This is a genomic window from Nonomuraea sp. NPDC059194 (assembly GCF_042754765.1).
GTDB lineage: Bacteria > Actinomycetota > Actinomycetes > Streptosporangiales > Streptosporangiaceae > Nonomuraea.
This window is the reverse complement of the sequence record NZ_JBHZBH010000012.1, coordinates 156,065-177,416: the sequence shown is the minus strand read 5'-3', so window position 1 is coordinate 177,416 and position 21,352 is coordinate 156,065. Positions and strand designations below refer to the sequence as shown.

Here is a 21,352-nt window from a genome sequence, read left to right as displayed (position 1 = left end):
AGCGCCTGGATCAGAATCCCGCGGTGGTCGTGGTGAGGGCGACGGCGGCTGTCAGGGCGAGCACGATGCGTCTCATGGCATTCCCCGCAGGTGGGGCTTGACGGTCTTGGAGAAGTTCCAGTTGTGGCTGGCGTCCCAGTTGATGGACCAGGTCATCGCGCCCCTGATGTCGGGGTAGGCGCGGGGAGGGACGAACGAGCCGCAGCCGGTCCGCTTGGCCAGGCAGTCGAGCGCCTGGTTGATCAGGCTCGGCGCGATGATGCCGCCGCCCGCCGCGCCGGGGCCCGCGGGCAGGCCGAGGGCGACCTGGTCGGGGCGCAGGCCGTTCTCGAGCTGGATGCAGGCCAGCGCGACCATGAAGTTGACGGTGCCCTGCGAGTAGGCGGCGTTCTGGTCGCAGCCGAGCATGGCGCCGGAGTTGTAGTACTGCGTGTGGACGACGGTGAGGATGTCCTTGATCGACAGGGCCAGCTTGAAGTACTCGGCGCCCGTCGACTGCATGTCGATCGTCTGCGGGGCCATCGTGATGATGAGGTCGGCGCCCGCCTTCGACCGCAGCGACCTGAGGGCCTGGGCCATGTAGGTGGCGTTGAGCCCGTTCTCCAGGTCGATGTCGACGCCGTCAAAGCCGTAGCTCCGCATGAGGGCGTGGACGGAGTCGGCGAACGTCGTGGCCGCGGCGGCGCTGGCGACCTGGACGCGGCCCGCCTCGCCGCCGACGGACAGGATGACCTTCTTGCCGCGCTGGTGCAGGGCGGCGACGTCGGCCTTGAACTGGGCGTCGGTGTAGCCGCCGACGGCGGTGGCCAGGCCGGGGTCGATGCCGAAGACGACCTCGCCGGGGGTCGAGGTGGCCTCGCCGAAGGCGATCGCGACCAGGTCGTACTCGTCGGGGACGGCCGACAGCTTGAGCTCGACGGCGGGGTTGACGAAGTTGTGCCAGTAGCCGGTGAGGAAGTGCCGCGGCAGCGGGCCCGTCGTGCACCCCGCGGTGGTGGCGGTGGCGTCGCGTCCGGCCGATTCGCCGACGGAGTTGTAGGCCTTGACGGTGTAGGTGTGCGTCTCGCAGGCGCCCAGGCCTGAGACGGTGGCGGTGGTGCCTGTGACGGTGGTTCTGAGGGTCGAGCCCTCGTAGATCCGGTAGCCGGTGACCGTGCCGCTTGCCGTACCCCAGGAGAGGGTGATGGCGGAGGTCGTGGCGGTGGCGGTGGCGGGGCCCGGCTGACCGGGGACCCCCGGCTGGGGTCCGCCGCCGCCGTCGCAGGAGGCGCCGTTGATCGTGCAGCCGGTGATTCCGGGGAAGTTGCCGGGGCTGCCGTTGAAGCCGAAGCTCGTGGTGGCCCCGGCGGCGAGCGGTCCTGCCCAGCTCGGCGGGGTGAAGGTGTAGTGCTGGCCGGTGCGGGACATGCTCGCGTCCCAGGCCGACGGGATGGAGTGTCCGGCGGGGACGTCGAACTGGACGTTCCAGGCGACGGGGGCGGCGGTGCCGTTGGTGATCGTCACCCTGCCCTCGAAGCCCGAGCCCCAGTCGGCGGCTTTGGTGAAGGTGGCGGTGAGGCCCGCGGCGTACGCGGGCGGGGCGACCAGGGCGAAGGCGAGGGTGATCAGGGCGATCACGGAAGCGCGTAATCTCACGCTGTTCCCTCTCTATTTTTAGGAAAGTTTCCTAAGAGTTGGCGCGATCGTAACCTTGACACCCACCCCTTACAAGGCCCAAAAATGCGCCCCTCCCGGCCTGCGAAGAGGCCGGGAGGGGCGGGCGTTCGCCGAGGTTACGGCGTGTGCGTGATCTTCACGTCGTCGACGGCCGCCTCGACCAGAGAGGCGGTGGAGGCGTCCGCCGCGTCGATGACGACCCTGACCGTCTGGCCCGCGTGCGAGCTCAGATCGGCGCTCGCCACCGTCCACGAGCCGTTCCTGTTGGCGGCGGCTCCCGCCTGGTTGACGACCGTGGTCGTGGTGGAGCCGACCACCCGCACCCTGAAGTAGTCGGCGCTGGAGGAGTTCGAGCCGTGCGCCAGGTACCACGACAGCGACAGGTTGAGCGTCCCCGAGGCCGGCAGGGCGATCGGCGGCGACTGGATGGTGGTGACGCCGCCGTCGATGTCGTAGGCCCCGGCGGACGAGCCGGCCAGGCGGCCCGTCACCAGGTCGTTGACGCCGCTGACCGTGGTACCGAGCTGCTTGGCGCCGGAGGAGGAGGTGGCGGCGGGGTCGCCGCGCTCCCACAGGCCGGTGGTGGCGGTGTCGGTGCCGCCGGGGTTGGCCGTCCAGCCGGTGGCGGTCTCGAAGGTGTCGGAGTAGACGGTGGTGCCGCCGCCGGTCCCGCAGTACTGGGCCTCCTTGCCGATGATCCGGTAAACGCAGTCGGAGTACTCGAGGAAGCGCAGCACGGCCTCCCTGTTGCGGGTGGTCTGCGGGACGATCTGCTCGTCGGGCGGGTAGAAGCCGGGGCTGGCCCCCGTCGGGTACATCTCGAACGTGAAGCTGAAGATCTTGTGGACGCCCCACAGCCAGTCGTCGATCGTGCCGTCGGTGATGTAGAGGTCGCTGGCCTGCTCGGGGGTGTAGTTGTTGGTGGCGGCCATGTTCTGGCCGAGCGTGGCGTGCGCGTCCCTGTCGTCCTGGGTCAGGCCCGGCGCGGTGTCGCTGAAGGTGTAGCCGTACGGCCACAGGACCAGCTCGCTGTAGGTGTGCCAGTCGATGTGCGACTTGATCTGCTGCACGCCGCCGACGACGCGGCCGCGCACCCAGTCGGCCACCGCCTTGACCTCGGGCGTGGACTCGACGGACGGGCCGCGGTAGGTGTCGCTGGACGGCGAACCCGACGAGCCGCCGCAGCAGCCCCAGTTGTAGCCCCAGTTGCGGTTCATGTCGGTGCCGACGGCCGAGGAGCCCGAGTTGGGCTGCCGGTTCTTGCGCCAGGACCGGTAGGAGCCGGTGGCGATGTCGTACTCGCCGCCGTCGGGGTTGAGATCCGGCATGATCCAGATCTCGCGGGTGTTGACCAGGTTGGTGATGCGCGCGTCGCTGCCGTAGCCCTCGGCCAGCAGGTGCATGATGTACAGCGCCATCTCGACCGTGAGGTGCTCGCGGGCGTGCTGGTGGGCGGTGAACAGCACCTCTGGCTCGGCCTCGTCGGAGCCGACGTTGTCGCTGATCTTGATGCCGATCAGCTGCCTGCCCTCGTAGGAGTTGCCGTAGACGAACTTACTGGCGATCGCCGGATGGGCGGCCACCAGCGCGTTGACGTCCGCGGTCATCTCCGCGTAGTTGTGGTAGCCGGAGTCCGACGGAGGGAAGTCAAAGGCCCTCGCATCGGACCGGGGTAACGGGGACGACAGCTCCACGACCTTGTAGCCGAGCCGCTTGATCGCGGCGAGCTCGGCCGCGGTGGCGGTGACCACCACCGAGTCGGCGGCCACCTCCTCGATCGCCGCGCCCGTGGCCGCCACCGCGCTGCGCTGCCGCGCGTCGGCCGGGCCCTGCACCCTGTAGTGCTTGTTGGGCGGCGGTTCCGCGCTCGCCCCTGCCCCTGTCACGCCGGTCAGGCAGATCAGGGCCAGAACGGACAACAGGATGACTAATCGGCTTCTCACCTTCAGCCTCCTCAGGCTTGACGGGTGTCTGCACTGAGAGTGAAGAAGGTCCCACAGCCGGAAAAGGCCCAATTTTCTAGAAGTGCAGAAGGGCGTCGCTCAACGGCTTCCTCGTCAGGTCGGGCACCTGCGCGTCGGGTGCGGCGTAGCCCACGGGGAAGAGGATGTAGGGCCGCTCGTTGCCCGGTCGCGCGCAGATCTCGCTGAGGAAGGCCATCGGGTTGGGCGTGTGCGTGAGCGTCGACAGGCCCATCGTGTGCAGCGCGGTGATGAACAGCCCGCACGCGATGCCCACGCTCTCGTTGACGTAGTAGTGCTTGACCCGGCCGCCGTCGGGGCGCACGCCGTACTTCTCGGCGAAGCACACCACGATCCACGGCACCACCTCGAGATAGCCCTTGTCGGAGGTGGTCTCCAGCGGCGCGAGCGCCTCCCGCCACTCGGGGGTCAGCCGCCCGCCCTCGTAGTTCTGGCGCTCCTCGACCTCGGCGGCCTGCCTGATCCGCTGCTTGGTCGCGGGGTCACCGATCAGCACGAACTTCCACGGCTGCTGGTGCGCGCCCGACGGCGCGGTGTTGGCGGCCATGACGGCCAGTTCGACGCACTCCCTGGGCACGGGTTCGGCACTGAAGAAGCGCACGCTGCGCCGCCGGTCGACGTGCTCGTAGAAGGCGCGGCCCCTGCGGATCATCTCCGCCTCGTCATATCGGTCGGCCGCATACGGGATGAACGGATACTTGTGCTCCATGGCTCCGCAGTGTTCGCATGGGTGACGATCGTGACAACACCCGGCGTTCTATGCTGCCAAATACGCACTCATCTGCTGTTTGAGGAGCCGGATTGCCAGCACGCCGTACCGGACTGGACGAACTCGACCTGCTGATCCTGCGCCTGGTGCGGGAGCGGCCGCGTACCGGGCTGCTGGAGATCGCCCGCCTGGCGGGCGTGGCGCGCGGGACCGTGCAGGCGCGGCTGGACCGGATGGCCGCCGACGGCGTGATCACCGGCTTCGGCCCCACCCTGTCGCCCGCCGCGCTCGGCTACCCGGTGCAGGCCTTCACCACGCTGGAGGTCGAGCAGGCCTCCCGCGAGCACATCTCCTCGGCCCTGCACGCCATCCCGGAGCTGCTGGAGGCCTACATCGTCACCGGCCCAGGCGACGTCTGGTGCCGCCTGGCCGGGCGCGACAACGAGCACATCCAGCAGGTCATCGACGGCATGCTGACCATCCCGGGGGTACGGCGGAGCACGACCGTCATCACGCTGTCGGAGGTCGTCGCCCACCGGGTCCACCCGCTGGCAGGCCTGGGCCGCGCCGACCGGTAGGTAGGGCCCGCGCCAGCCGCGCGGGCCCCGTATATCTAGTCCGCGCGCACCCTTTCCCTGATCCACACGCCCGCGGGCTTGAGCCTGGAGGTTCCGGCGAACGGGCCGTTCGGGCAGGTGCCGGTGGTGAAGACGGCGCCCGAACGGTGGTCGTCGGAGTAGTTCCAGTTCACCCAGCTGATCTTCTTCTGCGCCATCAGGTCGATGTACTGCTGCGACCTGGTGAAGTTGTTGGCCCCTTCACCCGCCGCGTTCTGCGTGCCGAACTCCGACACGAAGATCGGGATCTGGTCGGCCGCCCTCGACAGCGCGTTCAGGTAGTCCGAGCCGTGGGTGGCGGCGTAGAAGTGGAAGGTGTACATGATGTTGGTCGCGTTGACCGGGTTGTCGACGACCTCGCTCTCGTCCGACTCGTCGGAGACGCCGAGCGACGACCACGCGCGGGTCCCCACGAGGATCGGGGTGTCGGGGTCGTGCTGCCTGATCACCGGGATGAGCTGGTGGGCGTAGTTCCTGATCGTCGACCACGACACGTAGTTCGGCTCGTTGGCGATCTCGTACAGCAGGTTGTTCTTGCCGCTGTGCCGCTGCGCGATCTCGGTGAAGAACGTCTTGGCCCTGCTCAGGTTCACCATCGGGTCGCCGGGGTCGAGGATGTGCCAGTCGACGATCGCGTACATGCCGCGCGCCGTGGCCATCTCGATCAGGTTGTGCACCCGGTCGGTGAACAGCCGCGGGTTGGTCTCGTACCCGTCGTCCTGGATGTACATCGAGATCCGCAGGACGTCGGCCTTCCAGTCGGTGGCCAGCGCGTCCAGTGAGGCGGCGTTGAGGCACTGCGAGTACCACTGCAGGCCGTGCGAGCTCATGCCGCGCAGCTGGATCTGCTCGCCGCGCTCGTTGCACAGCCGTACCCCGCACACTACGAGCTGGCCGTTGGCCTCCACGGGAGTGCCGGAGCCGCCCGCCCTGGTGGTGGCGGTGACGGCGGCGCTCCTGTCGGACTCGTTGTCCGACGGGTCGCGGGCGGTCACGGTGTAGGTGTGCGTCGAGGAGGGCGCCAGCCCGGTGATCGTCGCCGAGGTGCCGCTCACGGTCGCCTTCAGCGCCGAGCCCTCGTAGACCCGGTAGTCCTTGATCGTCCCGCTGTTGTCGGTCGAGGCGTTCCACGCCAGCGTGATCGAGCTGGACGTCGTGGCCGTCGAGCGCACGTTGCCGGGCGTCGACGGCTTCTGCGTGTCGGGCGGCCCGGCGGCGGAGACCGTCAGCCGGTCCAGGTTGGGCCCGCCGTTCGCGGTCGTCGCGGTGGCGCGCACGGTGTTGGCCCCCGCGTTCAGCGCGGCGGTGACCGTGGTGTCGGCCCAGGTGCTCCACGCGCCCGTGCCGGGGAAGTCGTGGTTGACGGGGGTCCCGTTGACCGCGATGGCCATCGGGCGGTTGACGGTGGTGCCGTTGGCGTAGCGGAAGGTCAGCGCCGCGTTCCCGGCCGCCGCCGCGTTCACGGTGAACTCGACGGAGGAGCCCGTGACGTTGGCGTAGTCGACGAAGCCGCTGCCGGTGTATCCGGCGTGCTTGGTGTCCACGATGCCCTGCGAGATGGCCGCGTTCTCCGCCTGGTACTCGTTCGGCTGGGCGGCCACCTCGATGTCGGCGTAGTCGAGGTTGGGCCCGCCGTTGGCGGTGGTGGCGGTGGCGCGGATGGTGTTGGCGCCCGCGTTCACGGGCGCCGTGAGGGTCGTCGAGGCCCAGGTGGACCAGGCTCCCGTGCCGGGGAAGTCGTGGTTCACGCTGGTCCCGTTGACCGCGATGGCCATCGGGCGGTTGACGGTGGTGCCGTTGGCGTAGCGGAGCACGATCGTGGCGGTGCCCGCCGTCGCGGCGGTCACGGTGAACTCGACGGAGGAGCCCTCGACGTTGTCGTAGTTGACGAAGCCGGCGCCGCTGAATCCGGCGTGGTTGGACTCGACCGTTGCCTGGGAGACGGTGGCGTTCTCCGCCTCGTGGCGCGTGGGCGCCTGGGCGAGGGCGGGTGCCGCCAAGCCGGTGGTGAGGAGCGCGGTCAGGGCGAGGAAGCGGATGGGTCGGAGCATCGCCTCTCCGGTTTGTTAGGAAACTTAACTAACGAGCAATTCGGAGAATAGGTCTGACCACTTCGCCACACAAGGCCCAAAGGTGCTTTGACGCAAGATAGTTAGACGTCTTACTATCTGCCGCATGAGAACCTGGATCCGCAACGCCCGCGTCTTCGACGGACTGCAGACCATCGCGAGCGCCGACGTCCTCATCGACGGCGCCCTGATCGCCGAGCCCGACAGCCGCCCCGCCGACCTCGAGATCGACGGCTCGGGCAAGACCCTGCTGCCGGGCCTGATCGACGCCCACACCCACACCTTCGACGGCGACCTCGCCCAGGCGCTGAGGTTCGGCGTCACGACCGAGCTCGACCTGTTCTGCCTGCCCGGCAACCTCGCCCGCCAGCGCCGCGCCGCCGCCGAGCGGGACGACGTGGCCGACCTGCGCAGCTCGGGCGTCCTGGCCACCGCGCCGGGCGGGCACCCCAGCCAGCTCATGGACTCGCCAGGCGTGCGGGACCTGGGCGACGCGGCGGGGCCGTTCGACACCGTCGCCGACGCGGGCCAGGCCAAGGCGTTCGTCGAGGCCAGGCTGGCCGAGGGCGCCGACTACCTGAAGATCGTGGTCGACAGCGGGCACGTGGGCGGCCTCGACCTGCCCGTCCTGTCCCCCAGCACCGTGGCCGCCCTCGTCGAGGCGGGCCATGCGGCGGGGCTGCTGACCATCGCGCACGCCGTCACCACGCGCGACGCCCTCGTCGCGCTCGACGCGGGCATCGACGGGCTGGCGCACGTCGTCACCGACCCGATGAGCGAGGACCTCGCTGCCAGGATCGCCGCGCAGGGCGTGTTCGTGGTCAGCACGCTGACCTACTTCGAGGCCGTGCTGAACGACCCCAGCGGTGCCGAGCTGGTGCGGGACGAGCGGATCGGCTCGAAGCTGCCCGAGCAGGCCAGGGCCGCGCTCGACCGCGACACCGGCCTCATCCCCGTGCACCCAAACGGGGTCCGCAACGCCGTACAGGCGGCTGGGACGCTGCACCGGGCGGGGGTCGCGCTGCTGGCGGGCACCGACGCCAACCCGTGGGCGCCGGTGCACGGCGCCAGCATGCACCGCGAGGTGCTGCTGCTGACCGAGGCGGGCCTCAGCGCCGAGCAGGCGCTCGCGGCCGCCACCAGCGTGCCCGCCCGCCACTTCGGCCTGACCGACCGGGGCAGGATCGCTCCGGGCCTGCGCGCGGACCTGCTGCTGGTCGACGGCGACCCGACCACCGACATCACCGCCACCCGCTCGATCAGCGAGATCTGGCGGCGAGGGGTACGGCAGGCTCCCTAGGCGTCCTGGGCAGCGCGCAGCATGCCGCGCAGGATGGCGTCGAGCGTGTCGGCCTCCTGCGCGGTGAGCCTGGCGGCCAGCCTGGCCAGGTTGGCCGCGTGTTCGGTGAGCGTGGCGTCGATGACCTCGCGCCCCTGCTCGGTGAGCGAGACGCGGAAGCTGCGCCGGTCGGCCGGATCGAGGGTGCGCTCCACCAGCCCCGCCGCCTCCAGCCGGTCGATGCGGTTGGTCATGCCCGCGCGCGACATCATCAGCACGTCCGACAGCTCGGAGGGGATCTGCGTGTACGGCGGGCCCGACCGGCGCAGCGCCGCCAGCACGTCGAACTCGCCGGGACGCAGCCCGTGACGGCGGAAGACCTGCTCCACGGCCGTCTCCACCAGCCGCGACGCCTGCGCGAGGCGGGCGAAGACCCCCATCGCCGACAGGTCGAGATCCGGACGCTCGCGCCGCCACTGGGTGAGGATGACGTCGATCGCGTCCTGCTCGCTGCTCATGGTCCGACTGTATTGGACGCCTGATCGCCCTCCGCCGGGTCGGTATCCGGACATATGGCGATACTGTGAAAACCATGTTCTTCGGCGTCACCGACATCTGGACGTATGTGGCAGGAGCCTTCTTCATCATCCTGCTGCCCGGCCCCAACTCCCTCTACGTCCTCGCGCTGGCCGCCCAGCGCGGCGTGCGCGAGGGGTACAAGGCGGCGGCGGGCGTCTTCGTCGGCGACACCGTCCTCATGGTGCTGGCCGCGGCGGGCGCCGCGTCGCTGCTGCGCTCCAACGCGGTGCTGTTCACGGTCGTGAAGTACGCGGGGGCGGGCTACCTGGCGTGGATCGGCTTCCAGATGATCAGGGGCGCGTGGCAGGCGTGGCGCTCCCCCGACACCGCGCGGGCTCCGGCCAACGCGCTGGTCGACGAGCGCGGCGCGCGTCCGTTCCGCAAGGCGTTGACGATCAGCCTGCTGAACCCGAAGGCGATCCTGTTCTTCGTCTCCTTCTTCATCCAGTTCGTGGATCCCTCGTACGGGGCTCCGGCCGTGCCGTTCCTCATCCTGGGCGCGATCATCCAGGTGTTCAGCGTGATGTACCTGTCGGCGCTCATCTTCGGGGGAACCTTCCTGGCCGGGCAGTTCCGCACCAGGAGGAGGCTGTCGGCCACGCTCACCTCCGGAGTCGGCGCGCTCTTCGTGGGGTTCGGCGCCAAGCTGGCCACGGCCAGTTTGGGCTGATCTGACCGTGGCACTCCCGGGCGTCGGGTACGGTAAGCCACCGGTGCTTTGCGTGCCGGGATATCACATCGTCCCGTAGCCCGACGGCAGCGTTCGCTGATGCCTGGTCTCGCCATCTCTGGGTAGCCGCTGCTCGTGGACCGAACGACGGAGCAGAGTTGAACCATCCCCCAGTCGTGCTGCCGCGCCTGACCGCCATGGTGAGACAGGCGGTCCCTCGCCTGCTCGAAGCCGTCGTCGCTCCGCTGGCCGTCTTCTACGCCGCGTTCGGCCTGCTGGGCGAGACCGGCGCGCTGGTGGCGGTCGCCTCATGGGTATACCTCGGGGTGGCGTGGCGGCTGGTGCGGCGGACCAGGGTGCCCGCGACGATGATCGTGGCAGCGGTCGCGATCACCGCCCGCACGGTGGTGGCCCTCTGGACCGGCAACATCACGTTCTACCTGATCCAGCCGGAGGTCGGCACCATCTGCCTCAGCATGGTCTTCCTCGCCTCGGTCCGGCTGAACAAGCCCATGGTCCAGAAGCTCACGCTCGACTACATCCACCTGCCCCAGGCGGTGCTCAAGCACGAGCGGATGCGCAAGTTCTTCGCCAGGATCACCCTGCTGTGGGGATTCGTCCTGCTGACCAACTCGACCGTGAGCATCTGGCTGGCCATCCACCAGACCCTCGGCACCTACTTCCTGATGCGCACCTCAGCGGTGGCCGCTATCAGCGGGCTGGCGATCGCCTTCTCGCTGTGGGCCTTCAAGCGGGTCCTGCGCCGCCTCCACCACGCCCCCGCCTGACCTCTCGATCAGCAGGAACGTTCCAGCGAGCCCCAGCACCAGCCCGGTCAGCATCGAGAACAGCTCCACCAGGTTGGTCGCGACCATGGGCACCTTCGGGGCCAGCGGGCCCGCGGTGACGACGACGATCATCGTGTAGAGGCCCCAGGCGAACAGGTGGCCGCTGCCCAGCCACGCGACCACCACGGCCCACGGCGCGTGCCCGCCCAGCAGCCTCAGGTACGCGATGGCGGCCCCGATGACGAGCACGGCCCCGAGGGCCTGCGTGATGCTTCCGGGAACGGTCCGGGCCGCCGCCACGGCCGGGTCCAGGCCCGCGGTGCCGCCGAAGGCCCAGTACAGGTTCGCGCCGCCGACGATCAGGGTCACCAGCAGGCTGCCGCGCCCCACGACGTGCTGGAACGGCACGGACGTCCGCACGGCGGCGGGCCTGAGGACCCACGGCCACCTGTCACGGGTATATAGGGCGAAGGCGACGGTCAGCCCCATCCCCTGCAGCGAGAAACCCCCGTAGACGGCCAGGTAGACCCAGCCCTCCAGCGTGTCGCCGGTGAAGAAGACACCGGGACCCTGGAGCAGCAGGGTCAGCGGCAGGGCGGTGAGGATCTGCGCCAGCAGCGCGATGCCGACCCAGATGGGCAGCAGCACCAGCCACGCCGGCAGGCGCATCCCCCACCGCGTCGTGAAGGCCAGCGCGAGGCAGAGGCCGACGAGGTCCATGCCGAAGGTCATGGCGTTGAGCCCGACCATCGCGCCCGATGCCATCGCCGCCGGGTCGAGCACGCCCACCGTGCTCCCGGTCAGCCAGAAGATCTTGATGGTGAGGTAGGGCAGGGTGGCGGCCATCGCGACGGCCGCCGCCGTGATTCTGCCGATGCCTGCCTGGGGAACGTCCATGCCGTCGAATCTGCCCGGCCCGGGCGCCGCGGTCCTCACGCGTCGTGGGGATCTCCCTCCCCCGCGTGGGGGAGGACGACCAGTTCGAAGCCGTCGTCCACCGGGCCCGCCGTCATCGTGCCGCCCGCCAGCCGTACTCGCTCGCGCAGGCCGGTCAGGCCCATGCCGCCGGACAGCGCGGTGGATCTGCCGCGGGCGGGGCCGTTGCGCACCGAGATCCGGCCGGGCGCGACCGTTACCCGCACCCACGCCCCCGGGGCGTGTTTGGCGGCATTGGTCAGTCCCTCCTGGACGACCCGGTGCGCCAGCGCGGGCACGGGACCCGGAGCGATCTCCACGGCGACCTCCATCCCCGAGTCCCTGGCCCGCTCGACGAGGGCGGTGAGGTCCTCGTCGACGGGGGCGAGCGGGGCGGGATCGACGTCGTCGCGCAGCAGGCCGACGATCTGCCGCAGCCGTTCGGTGGCCTCCGACGCGGCCACGCGCAGCTCTCCCGCCGCCTTGGCCTGGGCGGGCGTGAGCCCCGGCGCGATCTCGAGCCCGGCCGCGCGCACGGCGATCAGGGCCAGGTCGTGGCCGAGCGAGTCGTGCATGTCGTGCGCGATGCGGGTGCGCTCGCGCAGCCTGGCCTGCGCGGCCACCGACTGCTGCGTCCGCTCGCGTTGCAGCAGCACCCCCTGCCTGAGCACCCCCAGCAGGTACGGCACGACGTAGCAGCCGACGAGCCCCGAGACCATCGTGACCCACAGCCGCAGCAGCCCTCCCTGCGACAGCACGACCCCCGCCCCGACCACGGCCGCCGCGCCGAAGACGACCACCGCGGGCCAGGTGCGCGCCAGCCGGCGGCCGGTCAGGTAGGCGTACCAGACCACGGCCAGGGTGGTGGGCGTCAGCGGGAAGATCTTCACGGCGAGCAGCGACAGCGGCCACGCCTGGTCACCCGTGGCCTGGCCCCCGCTGAAGTCCCAGCTGGCCGTGGCCAGCCCCTCGTCGAAGGCCCACGGCCCCAGCGGCAGCAGGACCACGACCGCGGCGAGCGGCCACGGCCTGCCCACCGCGACCGCCACCCCGAGCAGCAGCACCCGCCCGCCCGTCACGAACAGGAACCGTCCGGGCTCGGCGAACGGGTCGGGTCCCGAGGCGGCGGCCAGGACGGACAGGAAGAACCACAGGAGCAGGTCGTAGACCAGTTGACGGGGTTGGCGGCGCATGCGGAAGACGCTATCGGGCCGCCCCAGGCGACCGCCTCTGCCGAAAGTCAGGTACGGCCCGCCGTACCGGAAACGGTGGTGCGGGCACCACCTCGGACCTCAACGCCCGCACCAGTGTGCCCGCTCTCCTTCCCAGGTTGGATCAATGGACATGACGAAAGTAGGGGGCCGACCGTACCGATCGTCCGATGTGGGGGAACCGCCTCGATCCCTAGGTTCGAGGAGGTAGATCCCTGAGATTTCCAGGGGACGGCCGGGGTTCGTCCGGGGGCTTTTCCCCGATGCCACCGGGCTGATCCACCGCCACTCTGAGAGAACTCCTCCACAGACCGGAGCTCACACATGTCCCACGCCATCCTCGACCTGCTCAACCAGGTGATGACCTCGCCCTGGTTGTACGTCGCGCTGTTCGCGCTGGCGGTGCTCGACGGGTTCTTCCCCATCGTGCCCGCCGAGACGGCGGTCATCACCGCGGGCGTGTTCGCGGCCTCGACCGGCGACCCGAACCTGTGGCTGGTGATCGTCCTGGCCGCCGTCGGAGCCTTCGTGGGCGACCACATCTCCTACTTCATCGGCAGCAAGGCCGGAAAGCGGCTGAAGGGCAAGAAGGCCTACGTATGGGCGCAGCAGGCACTCGCCGAGCGTGGCGGCCTGTTGCTCGTCGTGGCCCGCTACATCCCCGGCGGCAGGACCGCGGCCACCCTGACCATGGGCGGCGTCCGCTATCCGCGCAGGTCGTTCGCGTTCTTCGACGCGATCGCGGCCGGGTCGTGGGCGGTCTACTCGGCGCTGATCGGCTTCTTCGGCGGCATGGCCTTCGAGAACGACCCGTTCAAGGGCCTGCTGCTCGGTCTCGGCATCGCGGTGTCGATCACCGCGATCGTCGAGCTCGTCCGCTGGCTGCGCAAGCGGCGTTCGCCGGGTTCCCACCGGGCGCTCGTCGCAGCCGAAGGCGAGTCCTGACTGTTCGCCCCCGCGTCCCTGAGCGGAGATCTCACGGACATCTCCCCATGTCTTCATCCAGGTGAAAGGAGTGCGCAATGACTGTGATCGCCGCGGCCGTGGCCCTGGTCGGCTCGTTGTTCTTCGCACTCGGCGCCGCTCTCCAGCAGTTCGAGGCCATCGGTTCGGGCTCGGCCAAGCCGAGCCTGCTGTCCCTCGCCAAGAAGCCCCGCTGGCTGCTCGGCGGGGTGTCGATCGCCGCGGGCGGAGGGCTGCACATCCTGGCCCTCGGCCTCGGCCCGCTGACCGTCGTCCAGCCGATGGGCGTGGCCAGCCTGCTGTTCGCGTTGCCGATCGCGGCCGGGCTCCACGGGCGCCGGCCGTCGCGCAACGAGCTGGCCGCGGCGGCCACGGTCGCCATCGGCCTGATCGGACTGGTGCTGCTGGTCCCCCCGCACCAGGGCCCCACGTACCTCAGCCCTGACGGGGCCGTCACCCTGCTCGCGGTCGCGGGCGTCGCGGCGGTCCTGCTGTGGGCGGGCGCGCGGGTCGCCTCCCCCGCGGGACGGGCCGCGCTCCTGGCCACCAGCGCGGGCGTGCTGTACGGCGCGACCGCGACCCTCGTGCGCGTCCTGGTCGACGGGACGTGGAACTGGTGGTACCTGCTGGCCCTTCCCGTCCCCGCGCTCCTGGCGCTCGTGCTCCTGCAGCGGGCCTACGCCGTCGGCCACTTCGGCGTCTCGTTCGCCTCGCTGCAGATCGCCGACCCGCTGACCGCCGTCGCCTTCGGCGCCCTGCTGCTCGGCGAGCCCCTCCCCCAGGGCGTCGTCCCGATCGCGGCCGCCGCGCTCACGGCGGCGGGCACGATCGCGCTCGCGCGCACCACCCCGCTCGAATCACACACCTAACTCGTAGGAGTCCCCCATCATGGCCATGCCGCTCGCCTCCTCGCCGACCGCCCGCCCGACCCTCGTGCCGGTGCCCACCAGGCCCCGCCGCGTGCTGATCTCGACCGACACCTACCCGCCCGACGTGAACGGCGCCGCCTACTTCACCCACCGCCTGGCCACGGGCCTGGCCGCGCGTGGCAACGACGTCCACGTGATCTGCCAGTCGGACGAGGGCCCCGCCAAGGCGTCGGTGGAGGACGGCGTGGTCGTGCACCGGCTGCGCTCGGCGCCGCTGCTGGTGCACCCGACGATGCGGGTGACGGTCCCGGCCAGGCTCGACCGCCTGGTGCGGGCCATCGAGCCCGACGTGCTGCACACCCAGGGCCACTTCGTGGTCGGCAGGGCGGCGATGGCCGCGGCGCGCAGGAACGGCGTGCCCATCGTGGCGACCAACCACTTCATGCCCGACAACCTGTTCCAGTTCGCGCACATCCCGGCCACGCTGCGGGAGAAGGCGGGCAGGCTGGCCTGGCGCGACTTCAGCAGGATCTTCTCCCGCGCCGACCACCTCACCACCCCCACCCCGCTGGCCGCCAAGCTGCTGGCCGACCAGGGCTTCGCGCGCGAGGTGGAGCCGGTCTCCTGCGGGATCGACCTGACCAGGTTCCACCCGCACGCCGAGCCGAAGGCGTGGGCGCGCAAGGCGTTCGGCCTGCCCGACCGCGAGACGATCCTGTTCGTGGGGCGGCTGGACGAGGAGAAGCGGCTCGACGAGCTGGTGCGGGCGCTGCCGTACGTGCTCAACAGCACCGACGCGCAGGTCGCGCTGGTCGGCAAGGGCAACCAGCGCGCCGAGTTGGAGCGGCTGGCCGGGCGGATCGGGGTCGGCGACCGGGTGTTCTTCCTCGGGTTCGTGCCCGACGAGGCGATGCCGCAGGCCTTCGCCGCCGCCGACGTGTTCGCCATGCCTGGCGTCGCCGAGCTGCAGAGCATCGCGACGCTGGAGGCCATGGCCAGCGGGCTGCCCGTGGTCGCGGCCGACGCGATGGCGCTGCCGCACCTGGTGGAGGACAACGGCTACCTGTTCGAGCCGGGCGACGTGATCGGCCTGGCCGGGCGCCTGACGGCGCTGCTGACCGACGCCGACCTGCGGGCCAGGGCGGGCAGGGCCAGCCGCGAGCTGGCGCTGACCCACGACCACCAGGCCTCGCTGGCCCGCTTCGAGGAGATCTACGCCGAGGTCGCCCGATGATCCTGGTGGCTCCCCTGGTCGCGGCGCTGCTGTGCCTGGCGGCGCTGGCCTACGCGCACCTGGCGCTGCCCCCGCAGCCGCTGGTCAGCGACTACGCGCTGGTTCCCGGCGGGATGCCCCTGGTCGTGGCCGGCATGCTGGCGCTGGCCTGCGGCTGCGTGTTCCTCGCCTACGGCCTGGCCGTGCGCGAGCCCGCCCGCACCGCGGCGGCCAGGATCCTGCTGATCGCCGCGGCCGCCGGCCTGATGCTGAGCGCGGTCTTCCCGACCGACCCCGGCATGGCCAAGTCGCTGTCCGGCGAGGTGCACCGGTGGGCCTCGGCGGTGGTGTTCACCTCGCTGCCCGTCGCGGGCTGGACGCTGGCCCGCGGCCGCGCCGCTCTCCCACGATGGAACCTGGTCAGGGCGCTGACCGTGACCTCCGTCGTCGTCCTGGCCGTCTACCTGGCCGCCCACCCCGCCTCGCTCACCTCGCCGTTCATCAGCGGGGAGGTCTACTACGGGCTGATGGAGCGGGCGGTGATCGTGGCCGAGGTCGTGCTGGTGGTCGTGATGGGCCTGGCCGCCTCCCTCGACCACCGCCTTCCCGTCGATCTGCCGGTGGCCCCGCGGGAGACCCGCATCGCCACGACCCCGCCCGCCGACCGGGCCAAGGCCGCGTGAGGGTTCGGCGGTCGCCGAACCCTCACGGGCCTACCGTAGAGACATGTCAGCTCAAGGTCTCGCCTCGTTCGCCGCGCTCATGGCCGATCCGACCAGGGCGGCGTTCTGCCTGGCCCTGCTCGACGGGCGGGCCTGGACGGCGGGCGAGCTCGCCAAGGCGGCCAAGGTCGCCCCTTCCACCGCCAGCGAACACCTCAGCAAGATGGTCGAGGGCGGCCTGCTCACCGAGGAACGGCAGGGCAGGCACCGCTATGTGCGGCTGGCCGACGCGGCCACCGCGCAACTCGTCGAGGACCTGGCCGCGCACGTCGAACCCGCCGCTCGCGGCTCCGCCCCCACGTCGTTGCGGGCGGCCAGCGCGTCGGCCGCGATGGCCAGGGCGCGCACCTGCTACGACCATCTCGCCGGACGCCTCGGCGTCGCCGTCACCGACGCCCTCCTGTCGCACGGCCTGCTGGAGCCCGGGTTCTCGCTGAGCGCCTCCGGCGCCGACTGGTTCGCCCGGCTCGGGATCGCGCTGGAGGCCAGCCGTACGCGGCCGATGGCCAGGCCGTGCCTCGACTGGACCGAACGCCGCCCCCACCTGGCCGGTACGGCAGGCGCCGCGCTGTGCCGCCACGCCTTCGAGGCCGGATGGGTCGCCAGGATCGGCGGTCAGCGGGCGCTGAAGGTGACCGACGCCGGCCTGACCAGCCTGACCGCGCTGCTGGAGATCCCCGCCGGCACACTTCGGCCCCACACTTCGGCGTAGGCCGAACTGACCGGGGCATACCGTCGTTCCATGCGCATCACCGGTTATGCGGAAGTCCGCGCCGTCCTGTCTGACACATCGTACGTTCCGCCGCCCCCGCCCGCGGACGCCGCCTACGGCACTCTGGGCTGGCTGCGCTCGCAGGTCTCCCGCTTCGCCGCGGGTGCCGTCCACGCCGAGCGCCGCGCCCTCGTCGAGGACCGGCTGTCGCGCCTGGACGCCGCCGCCCTCCGCACCGCCGCCGCCACGACCACCCGCGCCCTGCTCGACGGTTCCCCTCGCGACATGGCCGGGCGTGTCCTCGCCCACGGGGTTCCCGCAAGGGTGCTCGGTCACGCGCTCGGCGTCCACGACCTCGACGCCCTCGCGCCCGCCGTCGAGACCGCCGCCACCGGCTACCTGTCGGGCGTGGTCACCCCCGACATCGACGCCGCCGTGGCCCGGCTGCTCACGCTCGCCGACGTCCCCGAGATCACCATCCTGCTGCAGGCCCACGGCGCCACCACCGCGCTCCTGCGCAACGCCCTCGCCAGGCTCCACGAGGCGAGCAACCCCGAAGAACTCCTGCACCAGACCCTCCGCCACGACCCGCCCGTCAGCGCCACCAAGCGCGTCGACCCGGCAGGCGTGCTCGTCGAGGTCGACCTGACTCCCGACCTCGCCTTCGGCCACGGCCCCCGCCGCTGCCCCGGCTCCGGCCACGCCATGGCCATCGCCACCGGCATCCTCGAAACGATCATGGAGTACCGATGACCTTCGCCGACCTCCACCAGCCCGGCAACCCGCTCGTCCTGCCCAACGCCTGGGACTACGGCTCAGCCGCCTTCCTGGCCGCCCACGGCTACCCGGCCGTCGGCACCACGAGCCTCGGCGTCAGCGCCGTCCACGGCAAGCCCGACGCCGCCGCCGCGACCAAGGCGGAGACCCTCGACCTCGTCGATCTGGTCAAGGACCTGCCCGTCCACCTCACCGTGGACATCGAGAACGGCTTCGACGACGACCCCGCCGCCATCGCCGACCTGGTCGACCTGCTGGCGGGCATGAGCGTGGCGGGCGTCAACCTGGAGGACGGCCGCGCCGACGGCACCCTGCGCCCGATCGGCGAGCAGACCCGCATCCTGGAGGCGGTCACGGGCAGGGGCGTGTTCGTCAACGCCCGCACCGACGCGCTGTGGCACGGCACCGGCGACGACCCCTTCGAGCGCGTGCGCGCCTACACCGCCACGGGCGCCGACGGGATCTTCGTCCCCGGCACGAACGACCTGGGCACGATCTCCAAGCTCGTCGAGAGCACCCCGCTGCCGCTGAACGTGTTGTACGGCCCGCCCGTCGAGGACCTGGCGGGCGTGGGCGTCGCCAGGATCAGCACGGGCTCCCTGCTCTACCGCGCCGCGCTCCAGGGCGCGCTGGCCGTACTCCAGAAGGACGCGGCGCTGCCCACCTACGCCGAGATCGTGCGGCTCCTGCCCGAACCACGATAATCGGGGCATGCGCTTCGAGATCCTCGGTCCTGCCAGGGTGCGCGACGCCGAAGGGCGGCCGGTCGCGATCGGCGGGCCCAGGGTGCGCGCGCTGCTGGTCCTGCTGGCCATGGACGCCGGTCGCGTCGTCACCCAGGAACACCTGATCGACGGCCTCTACGGCGCCGAGCCGCCCGAGACGGCGGCCAACGCGCTGCAGTCCCAGGTCTCCAGGCTGCGCAGGGCGCTGGGCAGGGACCTGGTCGAGTTCCACCCGGCCGGCTACCGGCTCGCCGTGGAGGCGGCCGACGTCGACGCGCACCGCTTCGAGCTGCTGACCGCCCAGGCGCGCGAGGCCATGCGCACGGGCGATCCCGCACGCGCGGCCACCCTGTTCAGGGAGGCTCTGGACATGTGGCGGGGGACGCCGCTGGCCGACGCGCCGCTGGCGGAGGCGGCGGCGACCAGGCTGGTCGAGCTGCGTCTGTCCGCCGTCGAGGACAGGGTGCAGGCCGAGCTGGAGTTAGGGGCGCATCGCGAGCTCGCCGCCGAGCTGCGCGAGCTGGTCGCCGCGCACCCGTTACGCGAGCGCCTGCGCGCCCAGCTCATGCGGGCCCTGTACGGCAGCGGCCGCCAGGCCGAGGCGCTGGCCGCCTACGAGGAGGGGCGCAGGATCCTCGACGACGAACTCGGCGTCACGCCGGGCAGCGAGCTGGCCGCCGCCCACCTCGCCGTGCTGCGCGCCGACCCCTCGCTCGGCCCCGCCCGCCGGCCCGAGGGCGACGTATCGCGCAAGGGGCTGCGCGCGCAGCTGACCAGCTTCGTGGGCCGGGCCGACGACCTGGACCGGGTCCAGGCGCTGCTGGAGGAAGCGCGGCTGGTCACGCTCATCGGCCCCGGAGGCTCGGGCAAGACCAGGCTGGCCACCGAGGCGGCCGCCGTCGCGCCACGCGACGTGTGCTTCGTCGAGCTGGCCCCGATCAGCGACGAGGCGGACCTGGCGCAGGCCGTCGTGAGCGCGCTCGACCTGCGCGACTCCCTCCACGCGCCCGACCGAATCGCCGGCGACGCGGTGGCCAGGCTGGTCGCCGCGCTGGCCGAGCGCAGGCTGCTGCTCGTCCTCGACAACTGCGAGCACCTGGTCGCCGCCGCCGCCGCGCTGGCCGACCGGCTGCTGGCCGCCTGCCCCCACCTGCGGCTGATGGCCACCAGCCGCGAGGCGCTCGGCATCACCGGCGAGTCGATCTTCCCGGTCGCGCCGCTGCGCCTGCCGCCCCCCGGCGCGCCCGGCGCGCTCGACTACCCGGCGGTGCGGCTGTTCGCCGACCGGGCCGCCGCGGTCAGGCCCGGGTTCACCCTCGACGCCGAGGGCCACGTCATCCGGATCTGCAGGGCGCTCGACGGGCTGCCGCTGGCGATCGAGCTGGCCGCCGCCAGGCTGCGCTCCCTTTCCGTGGCCGAGGTGGCCGCGCGGCTCGACGACCGCTTCCGGCTGCTGGCGCGCGGCAGCCGTACGGCGCTGCCACGGCACCAGACGCTGCGCGCGGTGGTCGCGTGGAGCTGGGAGCTCCTGGACGCCGACGAGCAGGCGATGGCCAGGCGGCTGACGGTGTTCGTCGGCGGCGCGACGCTGGAGGCGGCCGAGCGGGTGTGCGGGCTGCCTGAGGAGCTGCTGACCTCGCTGGTGGAGAAGTCGCTGGTCGAGGTCGTCAACGAGCGTTACCGCATGCTGGAGACGATCAGGGCGTTCTGCGCCGAACGGCTGGCCGAGGCGGGCGAGGTCGACGCGCTCAGGCGGGCCCACGCCGCCCACTACCTCGACCTGGCCGTCACGGCCGACCCCCACTTGCGCAGGGCCGAGCAACTGGAGTGGCTGGCGCTGCTGGACGAGGAGCGCGACGACCTCCACGCGGCGCTGCGCTGGTCGCTCGGCGACGGCGACACCGCCACCGCGCTCACGCTGGTGGGCAGCCTCGGCTGCTACTGGTGGTTCAGGGGCAGGAGGGCGGAGGGCGCGGCCATGGCCGCCGAGGTGCTGGCGGCGGTCGAGCCTGGACCGACCGAGGAGTACGCCATGTGCGTGCTGGTCGCGGCGTGGGCCGACCACACCCAGGTGGACCTCGGGCCGGTGCGCTACGACGGGGAGTCGCCGTTCGGGTGGGAGTTCCTGAACGTGATGATGCCGATGTTCCACGGGCCGCCCGACAACTACGACATGATCGCGACCATGACGGCCGAGGCCATCGAGGAGCTGTCGCCGTGGATGCGCGGGCTGAGCCACGCCGGGCTCGCCTTCATGCGGCAGAACCTCGGCATGCCCGACGAGGCGTGGGCCCATCTGGAGCGGTCTCTCGAGGCCTTCCGCGCGCTCGGCGAGCGGTGGGGCAGCACGCTGGCGCTGTCGGGGATGGCCGACCTCGCCTACCAGGAGGGCGACCACGCGGCCGCCGTCGAGCTCGCGGGACAGGCCGAGGCCCTGGCCGAGGAGCTGGGCGCCGTCGAGGACCTGGCCGACTTCGGCTGCCGCAAGGCCGACGCCGTCGCCCATCTGGGCGACCTCGCCGAGGCCGAATGGCAGTACCTGCGCGTGGTGGAGCTGGCCACGCGCACCGGCGCCCGCGAGACGCTGGCGCGGGCGCACCTGGGCCTCGGCGGGGTGGCCATGTCCCGTGGCGAGCTGACGGAGGCGAAGGCGCTGATGGAGCAGGCGCTGAAGGAGTGCCCCACCGCCTGGTACAGCGCCGAGGACACGAGGATGCGCATCATGCTGGGCCTGGGCGAGGTGGCGCAGGCGGCAGGCGACGTCGAGACCGCCCGCCACTGGTACACCGCGGTCCTGACCGCCACCCACGGCAGCAACCTGCCGCTGGCCACCAAGGCGACGGAGGCCCTGTCAGCGCTCGGTGCGTGAACGGTCAGCGCGCGCCGCCAGGCTGCC

19 protein-coding genes are annotated in these 21,352 nt (G+C 71.6%); 12 read left to right on the top strand and 7 right to left on the bottom strand.

What is annotated here, in order from left to right; translation table 11 throughout:
• Positions 1 to 72: 72 nt before the first annotated feature.
• The 3 genes from ACFXJ8_RS17670 to ACFXJ8_RS17660 form a co-directional block, all read right to left on the bottom strand.
• Positions 73 to 1,635 (bottom strand): chitinase, encoded by a 1,563-nt coding sequence (locus tag ACFXJ8_RS17670; RefSeq protein ID WP_379644956.1) that lies wholly within the window; start codon positions 1,633 to 1,635, stop codon positions 73 to 75.
• 137 nt (positions 1,636 to 1,772) lie between these two features.
• Positions 1,773 to 3,599: a M14 family metallopeptidase gene (locus ACFXJ8_RS17665; RefSeq protein ID WP_379644955.1), complete on the bottom strand. Its 1,827-nt coding sequence runs from the start codon at positions 3,597 to 3,599 to the stop codon at positions 1,773 to 1,775.
• Between the two features lie 76 nt (positions 3,600 to 3,675).
• On the bottom strand, positions 3,676 to 4,347 hold the full coding sequence (locus tag ACFXJ8_RS17660) for a nitroreductase family protein (protein ID WP_379644954.1): 672 nt from the start codon (positions 4,345 to 4,347) through the stop codon (positions 3,676 to 3,678).
• A gap of 92 nt (positions 4,348 to 4,439) precedes the next feature.
• On the opposite strand from ACFXJ8_RS17660, the gene ACFXJ8_RS17655 reads away from it, so the two are divergent.
• The gene (locus ACFXJ8_RS17655; RefSeq protein WP_379644953.1) at positions 4,440 to 4,925 is read left to right on the top strand and encodes an Lrp/AsnC family transcriptional regulator; all 486 of its coding nucleotides are present in this window, start codon (positions 4,440 to 4,442) and stop codon (positions 4,923 to 4,925) included.
• Positions 4,926 to 4,960: 35 nt separating this feature from the next.
• On the opposite strand, the gene ACFXJ8_RS17650 is transcribed toward ACFXJ8_RS17655, so the two are convergent.
• Entirely contained in the window at positions 4,961 to 7,015 is a 2,055-nt protein-coding gene (locus ACFXJ8_RS17650; RefSeq protein WP_379644952.1) for a cellulase family glycosylhydrolase, read from the bottom strand.
• Between the two features lie 124 nt (positions 7,016 to 7,139).
• Here ACFXJ8_RS17650 and ACFXJ8_RS17645 point away from each other — a divergent pair, with 124 nt between their 5' ends.
• Positions 7,140 to 8,333 carry an amidohydrolase family protein gene (locus ACFXJ8_RS17645; protein WP_379644951.1) on the top strand — a complete coding sequence of 398 codons (1,194 nt, stop codon included), beginning with the start codon at positions 7,140 to 7,142 and terminating at the stop codon, positions 8,331 to 8,333.
• Here the strand turns inward: ACFXJ8_RS17645 and ACFXJ8_RS17640 are convergent.
• Positions 8,330 to 8,830 carry a MarR family winged helix-turn-helix transcriptional regulator gene (locus tag ACFXJ8_RS17640; RefSeq protein ID WP_379644950.1) on the bottom strand — a complete coding sequence of 167 codons (501 nt, stop codon included), beginning with the start codon at positions 8,828 to 8,830 and terminating at the stop codon, positions 8,330 to 8,332. The two genes, ACFXJ8_RS17645 and ACFXJ8_RS17640, sit on opposite strands and share 4 nt — an antisense overlap.
• 74 nt (positions 8,831 to 8,904) lie before the next feature.
• On the opposite strand from ACFXJ8_RS17640, the gene leuE reads away from it, so the two are divergent.
• Complete coding sequence (leuE, locus tag ACFXJ8_RS17635) at positions 8,905 to 9,561, top strand: leucine efflux protein LeuE (RefSeq protein WP_379644949.1); 657 nt, start codon at positions 8,905 to 8,907, stop codon at positions 9,559 to 9,561.
• A 158-nt stretch (positions 9,562 to 9,719) separates the two neighbouring features.
• Positions 9,720 to 10,349, top strand: a complete 630-nt coding sequence (locus tag ACFXJ8_RS17630; RefSeq protein WP_379644948.1) for a VC0807 family protein — start codon at positions 9,720 to 9,722, stop codon at positions 10,347 to 10,349.
• On the opposite strand, the gene ACFXJ8_RS17625 is transcribed toward ACFXJ8_RS17630, so the two are convergent.
• Together ACFXJ8_RS17625 and ACFXJ8_RS17620 are read right to left on the bottom strand one after the other, a co-directional pair.
• Positions 10,257 to 11,246 carry a hypothetical protein gene (locus ACFXJ8_RS17625; RefSeq protein ID WP_379644947.1) on the bottom strand — a complete coding sequence of 330 codons (990 nt, stop codon included), beginning with the start codon at positions 11,244 to 11,246 and terminating at the stop codon, positions 10,257 to 10,259. The two genes, ACFXJ8_RS17630 and ACFXJ8_RS17625, sit on opposite strands and share 93 nt — an antisense overlap.
• Positions 11,247 to 11,281: 35 nt before the next feature.
• Positions 11,282 to 12,457, bottom strand: coding sequence for a sensor histidine kinase (locus tag ACFXJ8_RS17620; protein WP_379644946.1), 1,176 nt, complete (start codon positions 12,455 to 12,457; stop codon positions 11,282 to 11,284).
• 342 nt (positions 12,458 to 12,799) lie between these two features.
• Between ACFXJ8_RS17620 and ACFXJ8_RS17615 the strand changes: the two genes are divergently transcribed.
• The 8 genes from ACFXJ8_RS17615 (at position 12,800) to ACFXJ8_RS17580 (ending at position 21,325) form a co-directional block, all read left to right on the top strand.
• On the top strand, positions 12,800 to 13,420 hold the full coding sequence (locus tag ACFXJ8_RS17615; protein WP_379644945.1) for a DedA family protein: 621 nt from the start codon (positions 12,800 to 12,802) through the stop codon (positions 13,418 to 13,420).
• Between the two features lie 77 nt (positions 13,421 to 13,497).
• Positions 13,498 to 14,307: a DMT family transporter gene (locus tag ACFXJ8_RS17610; RefSeq protein WP_379644944.1), complete on the top strand. Its 810-nt coding sequence runs from the start codon at positions 13,498 to 13,500 to the stop codon at positions 14,305 to 14,307.
• 19 nt (positions 14,308 to 14,326) lie between these two features.
• On the top strand, positions 14,327 to 15,541 hold the full coding sequence (locus ACFXJ8_RS17605; protein ID WP_379644943.1) for a glycosyltransferase: 1,215 nt from the start codon (positions 14,327 to 14,329) through the stop codon (positions 15,539 to 15,541).
• A complete protein-coding gene (locus tag ACFXJ8_RS17600; protein ID WP_379644942.1) occupies positions 15,538 to 16,203 on the top strand; it encodes a DUF998 domain-containing protein in 666 nt (221 codons plus the stop codon). The genes ACFXJ8_RS17605 and ACFXJ8_RS17600 overlap by 4 nt, the downstream gene beginning before the upstream one ends.
• 43 nt (positions 16,204 to 16,246) lie before the next feature.
• Positions 16,247 to 16,954: an ArsR/SmtB family transcription factor gene (locus tag ACFXJ8_RS17595; protein ID WP_379644941.1), complete on the top strand. Its 708-nt coding sequence runs from the start codon at positions 16,247 to 16,249 to the stop codon at positions 16,952 to 16,954.
• Between the two features lie 30 nt (positions 16,955 to 16,984).
• Positions 16,985 to 17,707, top strand: coding sequence for a hypothetical protein (locus ACFXJ8_RS17590; protein ID WP_379644940.1), 723 nt, complete (start codon positions 16,985 to 16,987; stop codon positions 17,705 to 17,707).
• Positions 17,704 to 18,435: an isocitrate lyase/phosphoenolpyruvate mutase family protein gene (locus ACFXJ8_RS17585; protein WP_379644939.1), complete on the top strand. Its 732-nt coding sequence runs from the start codon at positions 17,704 to 17,706 to the stop codon at positions 18,433 to 18,435. The genes ACFXJ8_RS17590 and ACFXJ8_RS17585 overlap by 4 nt, the downstream gene beginning before the upstream one ends.
• A 7-nt stretch (positions 18,436 to 18,442) precedes the next feature.
• A complete protein-coding gene (locus tag ACFXJ8_RS17580) occupies positions 18,443 to 21,325 on the top strand; it encodes a BTAD domain-containing putative transcriptional regulator (protein ID WP_379644938.1) in 2,883 nt (960 codons plus the stop codon).
• Positions 21,326 to 21,352 lie beyond the last annotated feature (27 nt).